Origin of the sequence: Noviherbaspirillum sp. (assembly GCF_035627455.1) — a bacterium.
In the GTDB taxonomy this organism is placed as follows: Bacteria; Pseudomonadota; Gammaproteobacteria; order Burkholderiales; family Burkholderiaceae_D; genus Noviherbaspirillum.
Map to the genome: position 1 here is coordinate 1 of NZ_DASPLS010000050.1, position 7,114 is coordinate 7,114.

Below are 7,114 nucleotides of genomic sequence, written 5' to 3' on the forward strand. Positions count from 1 at the left end.
CGCGCCGGCAGGCACCGGGGACGGCAATACCTCGCGCACGCCGGCACGCATCGCGTTGATCAGGAACTCCGGCGTCTGCGTCGCGCACAGCAGGATCACCGCGGTTTTCGGGTAGTCGGTGGTGAACTGTTCGATCTGGCCAAGGTCGCCTGCTTCGCAGGCCAGGCCGTCGATCAGGATCAGGTCGGCCTGCGCGGCCAGCTCGCGCAGCCGTCCGTTCCCGCTATCGGACAAGACCACGGTGTGCGACAAGGCTTCGAGCATCCTGCGCATCTCTTGCGCCTTGTCCTTGTTGCTGGAAATTACAGCGATTTTCATGGGTGCATTCCTGGAATGTTACGTACTGCAGAGTGCTTCACTGTTCGGGTCTTGCCGCATCATTTCCCGCGGCAGATACGTTGAAAACGTCGGCATGCGGACCGGCGCAATGCGGGTGGCGAGGCCGGCGATCGGCGAAATCCACTGGTAGTCGAGGTTGACGATGGTGACGGTGACGCCATCACAGGTGCTAGGTGTGCAAGCAGGCCCTTCTTCCGCGTACCAAACCACTCGTATCTCAGCGATCTGCGGCAGCAATCCCTGCATGCGTCTCAGGACCTGCGCTTCGTTGTTAGTGTCGTCACACACCACCGCGTAACGGGCCCCAACACGCGCCGCCTCGTTTGCAGCGGACCACGTAAAGAGCATGCGGCCGAAATCGACAATACCCAGCAGAAAGGTAAAGAAGACGATTAACGACAGTGCGAATTCAATCGTAGTAGCGCCGTTCTGGTTCTTGTTCATAATTGGCTTCGCATGGTTGCACTGATATCGCTGAAGATTATCGGTTCGAAATTGAAGCCGAACACGGTAGTGAACAGCGAAGCGAAGGGATAACCTCTCACGGTAACGGTAACGGTATTGATCACCGGCGCTGTACCCTCGATCCGCCAAATAGGATCGGGTACCCGGTTCGGGTCCAGACTCAGCCCCGGTGCTAACGGCGTCTCGCCCCCGACTAACCTGATTTTCCCAAACACCACTAAGTTTCGTGCCTCGGACATATGCGTTCCGGGAGTGTGCATCGATAGGTAGCGTACTGCGTCGCGCACCGATTTGGTTACCGTGTTGTATTCATATACCGCACGTCCAAATTCCACTGTGAGAACGCTAACTAAAAGGAGCAAGGGGAGGACGAATGCAAGTTCCACCAGTGCCGTTCCGCGCTGTCGCTTGTTCATATCGCCCTCACCGAACCAAGACCGGAACTCTCGGCCCACTTGTCCCGCCCGGCGTGCCGCTCGGTATGCAAGGGCTGTTGATATCGCTCGCATTCCCGAGGAATTCCATGTGCCCTAGGTCATGCGGACCGGTCAGCGGATGCAGCATGAACATACAGGCGAAATCCTGGATACTATTCCTATTGGTATAGAGAACAGGAACAAGCACTACCCTGCGGTTGGTACCAAAGCGCTGGTGCTCGCCACCGCTTCCCGGCGTGGCCAGGCTCCTATAACTATTCAGCGCGCCTGCATTGCCAAAGACAATTTGGCTGCCGTGTCTGAGGTCAGTTCCATTGTCGTCGAAGGAAGCAAATCTGGCTCGCTTGGTTAGGAAATTCTGTGCGCTCGGATGCGAACCGGTAACGGGTGTACCTGACCAGGCATTTTGCGGCACCGGGTTCTTCCAGTTTTCCGACGTGTAGGAGTAACCGGAAAAGTCTGGATGTTTGTCCAAGTCTGCCGGGCTCTCGTTATTGCGATAAATACCAAACCGGTAGTTCCACTCGCGATGCACCCCAGTTTGCGCTCCCGGTGTTCTGAGCTCGCCTGTGTAGTCGACAGTGGTTTCGCAGTATTCAGATAATTCTCCGCGCGTATTGTGCGCACTACTTGTGCCATCCAGGTTGTACCATCCCAATTCGCCCGAGCCGGGCGTGCGGTTGCCGTAGACTGTGATCCACTCGCCAACCTGGAATCCATAGTTTGGCGGCTGGTCGATCCTCGGTTTTAAGGCGACCGGAATCGCGCAGGTTGTCTGCGCGCTGGCGCGCGTGGCGACGGCGCGAGCGCCCACATTTCGGGTTGCCGGATAGGTGGCAGTATCACCAAAAAACGCTCCCATTGCCTGCAGGAGCCACATGCTTATGCCGCTTTGCGTATGCTCACACTCCACATATCTGGCAGCCGCAGGCGCAGTCGTCTCCACGAAGTTAGCGTTTCGAAATTTAATATCGGCTGCTGTAACTTGACCCTGGCCTCTCCAGTTCGCTGATTGCAGGTCGACCCGGTTCAGGTTACCTGCGGTGATGCCGGCACTGGTCGCCCGCGTCAAGGCGTCGGCGCGCCCGTCGAGTTCCTGCGCTGCTGACAGCGCGCAACTGTCCATCGCGGTCTGCAGTTCCGAGCGCACCACGAACAGGTGCCCGAAATCGAGCGCGATGCCCGCAAAGCCCAACAGAAACAGCAGGAGCAGCGCCGTGGTGATGATGACCGCACCGCCCTGCCGCCGCCAACCGAGCCCTTCCACCATGAACTTCCTCTTGTAGCAATTGGGATGATGACCCCGGATGTGAAATGAACGGAATGTCTGAATGTAGTGGAGCTCGCCGTTACGAACCGGCAAGTGGCCGGGCAACCCTGCAAGGTGTTGCCGCCACTGCCGTTCGATACAGGCGTTTATCAGCCTTAAGCGCCGCCGCCTCCGCCGCCGCCGCCGCCAGCCGTGCATGCACCGCCGGTCAAGCAGGCTGCTACACGAGCGATAAAGGCCTGGAAGTTGCCGTTGAGGCCTTGCAGGCCGAGTACCAGTGCGATCGACACGACCGCGATGATCAATGCGTACTCGATCACTTGCGCGCCTTCTTCCTCGCGGACAAAGGAGCCGATCGATGTTTTGATACCTTGGAGAAGCTGCTTCATTTGTGTTTCCCTTCCTGAGATGGAGTTGAATTAAGCCCCGCAGCGGTGAAGCCGCCGGGCGCCTGCTGCTACTACGGTCCTACATAAAATCCGGTTCTTTTTTTCGCGACGGCGTCGTTACTTGCCGCCGCCGCTGATCGTGCCGCCGATATTGATCACATTGGTCACCGGCGGCGGCGCCTTGAATGTTCCCTGATAGCGCGTGACGGCCTCCTTCGCGGACTTGCCGTCCATGCCGTCCGTCGCTTCCGCGTTCTTGCCCGCGTCCGGGTTGAGCGTCATCTTCAGCCGCGCCTCGCGCACCGCGTCCCCGAATTTCGCGTCGTAGTTCGGCGTGGTGGAACATGCGGCGAGCAGCGCTGCGATCAATGCCACGGTCAATTTATCCATGTCGGTCTCCGTTTACTTGTTCTCGGGCTTGCCGGCGGAAGCCTCGTTCGCCGGTGCAGTGCCTTCGGCCTTGCCCATGAAAAGCACGTCGCTACGGCTGGGCGGAACATGGTTATCGGTGGGAAGCGTAGTTGCGGCGCTCAGCGGCTTGACCAGGCGCGGAGTGACGATGAACATCAGCTCAGTCTGGTCGTTCTGGAATTCCGTGGACCGGAACAGCGTGCCGAGCACCGGCACCTCGCCCAGGCCGGGGAAACGGTTGAGGGTTTCCGTCATGTTGTTCTTGATCAGACCGGCGACCGCGAAGCTCTGGCCGTCGCTCAACTGCACCGTGGTGTCGACCCGCCGGGTGGTCATCGAAGGCAGTACCGCAGTGACTCCATTGAAGGAGGTGAACGGCGAGCCGGTCTGCGACAGCTCGGATACCTCGGAGATCAGCTTCAGGTTGACGCGAGTACCATCCAGGACAGTGGGCATGAACTTCAGGCCGACGCCGAATTCCTTTTCTTCCAGAGTGATCGTGCTGCCGCCGGTGCGGTTCTCCTGCGCCACCGGGATGAAGATCTTCCCACCCGAGAGAAAGCTTGCCTGCTGCCCACTGATGGCCATGATGTTCGGCTCCGCAAGTACCCGCACCAAGCCATCCTTCTTCTGTGCGTCGACGCCCAGTAACGTCGCATTGCGTGTCGGGAATCCGCGTACCGGGTCGCCCAGAGTGGCTTGCGCTGCCGCCGATGCACCACTCGCAGACGCACCTCCCAGCCCGGTCAGATAGCCTCCTGCGCCGAGGTTGCCAGTGTAGCGAGCGAGCGCGCCGCTGCCCCCGCCGATGATGCCGGAAACGATGCCCGAAGTCAGTCCGTCAGCGGACGTCGTCAGCCGCGCGAAATCCAGTCCAAACTTGTCGAGCAGCGTCTTGCTCACCTCCGCGATCTTCACTTCCAGCATCACCTGCTGCGGCGTCGACACGCGCAGCATGTTGACCACCTTCTTGCCGTCGCCGTACGACGTCGCCAGGTTCAGCACTTCATCGAGCTTGATCGCGTCGCTGACCCGGCCGCTCAGCACCAGCGCGTTCTCCGCGCCGCGCACCTTGATGCCGGTCTCCTCCGGCATCAGCTCCGCCAGCTTTGCCTGCAGGGTGCCCGGATCGAGGGTCACGACGATGTCCTTGACGGTGCAGCGGCCGTCATTGCCTTGCAGGACCAGGTTCATCGATCCCGACCGCTTGCCGAGGACGAACAGCTCGGTCGGGCTGAGCAGCGTGATATCGACGTCGGCCACGCCGTCATACGTCGTCTGCGGCGGCGCCTTGCTGCTCTTGTCATCCTTGTCGGCGCTGTCGGCGGGCCGGCCGGCACGGCCGTATCCCTGGCCGCCTACCAGCATGCGCACTGCCGGCGCATCGAGCTTGACCACCGTCGATTTGCCGAGCGTGACGCTGGTCGGCTGGTCGACCACCACCGTGCTGCATGGCTTGAGCGCGGACGGAGAGCGTCCCGGGGCGTCGGCGACCGGCTTGTCCGCGGCCTGCGCCTGGAAGGCCATCGCCATTGCCGCGGCCAGGATGATAGGTGTAGTGCGGTTGGGCACGTGATTCTCCCTTGGTTCTTATTGTTGGAAACAGTTGAGCTCGCGCTTGCCGTCGTGGATCACTTCCACGCACGATTGGGCGGGCAGCGACACCTTCCTGACCGGCGCCTTGACCGGGGCCGGCGCCAGCTTCGGAGCGGGGGCGGGGCTCGGCTCGCCGAACAATTCCCGCTTCGTCGCGCCGCTGGTGGACGCCATCTTCTTGTCGACCTGGTTGCGCAGGACCAGGGACAGCGTGCCGACGCTGCGCGCCAGGTCGAGCTTTTCCGATTCTTCCGGCGTCAGCTCCAGCGTCACCGCATTGACCACCTTAGGCTTGGTATCGTCTCGGCTCGCTTCCTGCGCCACCGCAAGCACAAGCACATGCTCCAGAACTGTCTTGCTGATCTGCCGGTTATCGTCGTTCCTGGCGTCGGTGCCGCGCTGCGTGTTGACCATCACGTCGACGTAGTTGCCCGGCAGCGCAAACCCCGCCACGCCGACCACATCGTTGACGCGCACCGTCATTGCGCGCTTCCCCTCGGCGATGACCGCGGACAGGCCGCCACGCGTCCCCACCGGCGCCAGCTTGCCTTCCAGGACGGGCTCGCCGCGCAGGATGCCGGCTTTCAGCACGCGCTCTTCGAGCGCCTTGATGTCGTGGAATGCACCCTGCGGTACCGCGCCGCTGGGCCAGTCGACGAGGGTCAGCATCTGCGGATTGAGCTTGCTTCCCAGTTCGACGTCCACCGCCGCCACCACCACCTTGCTCGCCGCCACGCCCGCCTGCCGGGACAGCCAGCCGGCGGCATACACAGCTGCCGCAAGCCCGCTGACCAACGCGAGAACCAGCAACGCGATTGCTTTTATGTTTTTCATATCCCTGCCCTGTGATGTTGAATCAGATACCGGCTACTGCCCTCTTCTAGAGATAGCCCAGTTGCCTGGCCACCAGGTAACCTGCGGTGCCGGCGGCAATACAGACCCCGTACGGCAGCTTGCCCACCGACGCAATCCCCTTGAGTGCGCCGCCCGGCAGGACACCGGTGGCCGCCGACATCATCACGATCTTGCCGATGTCCTTCACGTTGGAAGCCATGCGCACCAGCGCACGGCGGTAGAGGGCGGTACCGATCGCTGCCGCGCCGCCGACGATGAACGACAACAGGACGGCGGGAATGATGTGATCGACGCCAAGAAAAGCGCCGCACATCGCCATCAGCTTCACATCCCCTGCGCCCATCACCCGGAATGCATAAGCCGGCAACAGCAGCACGAGGCCGAGCGCCAGGCCGCCAAGCGCCCAGAGGAAACCGAGTCCCGGCACGAAGGGAACGTACGCGCTGTACAGCAGCGCGAAGGCGGCGCCGCCGAAGGTGAGCCAGTTCGGAATGCGGTAGCTGCGGTAGTCGCTCACCGCTGCGATCGCAAGCAGCGCGAGCAGTGTCGCGCTGCGCGGATCGAGGACCAGCATGGACAGAAGTTCGACTAGCGATACGAGTTCTTGCATGAGCCTTCCCAAAACATGTTCAACGAGTGTCCGGCCGCTAAAGCCGCTGCGTTCATTGCCTGGCCTACGGCGCCTTGTTCAATGCCAGCACGGCCAGCCAGGTGAGCGCGACGGTGATCGACGCCAGTACCACGTATTCCGCCGGTGAACCACCGCCCTCTTCCAGCAGAAAACATGCAAGGGCTACTGTGAAGACAACATAGGACGGCATGCTTTCTCCGGTTCGGTTTCGCCCTTAGAGGGGCGTATCTCAAGGAGCGGCTTTTCTCCTTACTTCGGGACTCATCGTACGGATTTGTTGATCGCGGGACATCGGCGAAGTGTCCTTACTTGGCCGGGACAGTTCGCCTTATTTTTGGCGGGACGGGCAGGACAAACCGACTAGGAGAAGTGGCTTGCAAAGTTCAATGCAAGCCGGGTGGCAAGATTGATGTTTAGAAATGCAGAGGCAAGGAGACGCCCCCGGCCAGTCCGGTTTTGCCCGGAACTGGCGGGAGTGCAGCGTTGTGGAGGGAAGTCGCGCGTGTATACCCGGAGGCGATGCGTCGAAAATCAGACTTTCATCGGCAGGATCACCATCTGCAGGCTCTCGAAGTGCAGCCGCCGCTGGATCGCCAGCGCCGCCTGGTTGTGCAGCAGGCGCGTGAACCAGTTGTCTTGCTCGAAGACCAGCTTGCTGGTGAAGAAGATCGAGTTCGGATAATCCTTGCTGATGGTTTCGCACAGCTTGGTCACCTCGGCC

General features: G+C 61.1%; 10 protein-coding genes and 1 pseudogene. All 11 read right to left on the minus strand.

The genetic code is table 11. The features are described from left to right. Nucleotides 1-318: pseudogene (locus VEC01_RS09170) on the minus strand (histidine kinase); the annotation flags it as partial. A gap of 18 nt (nt 319-336) precedes the next feature. Beyond that, entirely contained in the window at nt 337-783 is a 447-nt protein-coding gene (locus VEC01_RS09175) for a TadE/TadG family type IV pilus assembly protein (protein ID WP_324900509.1), read from the minus strand. Next, nucleotides 780-1,220 carry a TadE/TadG family type IV pilus assembly protein gene (locus tag VEC01_RS09180; RefSeq protein WP_324900510.1) on the minus strand — a complete coding sequence of 147 codons (441 nt, stop codon included), beginning with the start codon at nt 1,218-1,220 and terminating at the stop codon, nt 780-782. The genes VEC01_RS09175 and VEC01_RS09180 overlap by 4 nt, the downstream gene beginning before the upstream one ends. Before the next feature lie 7 nt (nt 1,221-1,227). Next, on the minus strand, nt 1,228-2,511 hold the full coding sequence (locus tag VEC01_RS09185) for a pilus assembly protein TadG-related protein (RefSeq protein ID WP_324900511.1): 1,284 nt from the start codon (nt 2,509-2,511) through the stop codon (nt 1,228-1,230). Between the two features lie 155 nt (nt 2,512-2,666). Next, complete coding sequence (locus tag VEC01_RS09190; protein WP_324900512.1) at nt 2,667-2,900, minus strand: Flp family type IVb pilin; 234 nt, start codon at nt 2,898-2,900, stop codon at nt 2,667-2,669. A 117-nt stretch (nt 2,901-3,017) separates the two neighbouring features. Next, nucleotides 3,018-3,290: a hypothetical protein gene (locus VEC01_RS09195; RefSeq protein ID WP_324900513.1), complete on the minus strand. Its 273-nt coding sequence runs from the start codon at nt 3,288-3,290 to the stop codon at nt 3,018-3,020. A 12-nt stretch (nt 3,291-3,302) separates the two neighbouring features. Continuing rightward, nucleotides 3,303-4,844: a type II and III secretion system protein family protein gene (locus VEC01_RS09200; protein ID WP_324900518.1), complete on the minus strand. Its 1,542-nt coding sequence runs from the start codon at nt 4,842-4,844 to the stop codon at nt 3,303-3,305. A 57-nt stretch (nt 4,845-4,901) separates the two neighbouring features. After that, nucleotides 4,902-5,741, minus strand: a complete 840-nt coding sequence (gene cpaB, locus VEC01_RS09205; RefSeq protein ID WP_324900514.1) for a Flp pilus assembly protein CpaB — start codon at nt 5,739-5,741, stop codon at nt 4,902-4,904. 46 nt (nt 5,742-5,787) lie between these two features. Then, nucleotides 5,788-6,372 (minus strand): A24 family peptidase, encoded by a 585-nt coding sequence (locus VEC01_RS09210; RefSeq protein ID WP_324900515.1) that lies wholly within the window; start codon nt 6,370-6,372, stop codon nt 5,788-5,790. A 64-nt stretch (nt 6,373-6,436) separates the two neighbouring features. Further along, the gene (locus VEC01_RS09215) at nt 6,437-6,583 is read right to left on the minus strand and encodes a hypothetical protein (protein ID WP_324900516.1); all 147 of its coding nucleotides are present in this window, start codon (nt 6,581-6,583) and stop codon (nt 6,437-6,439) included. A 341-nt stretch (nt 6,584-6,924) separates the two neighbouring features. Then, a partial coding sequence (locus VEC01_RS09220; RefSeq protein ID WP_324900517.1) for a hypothetical protein occupies nt 6,925-7,114 on the minus strand: 190 nt, incomplete at its 5' end.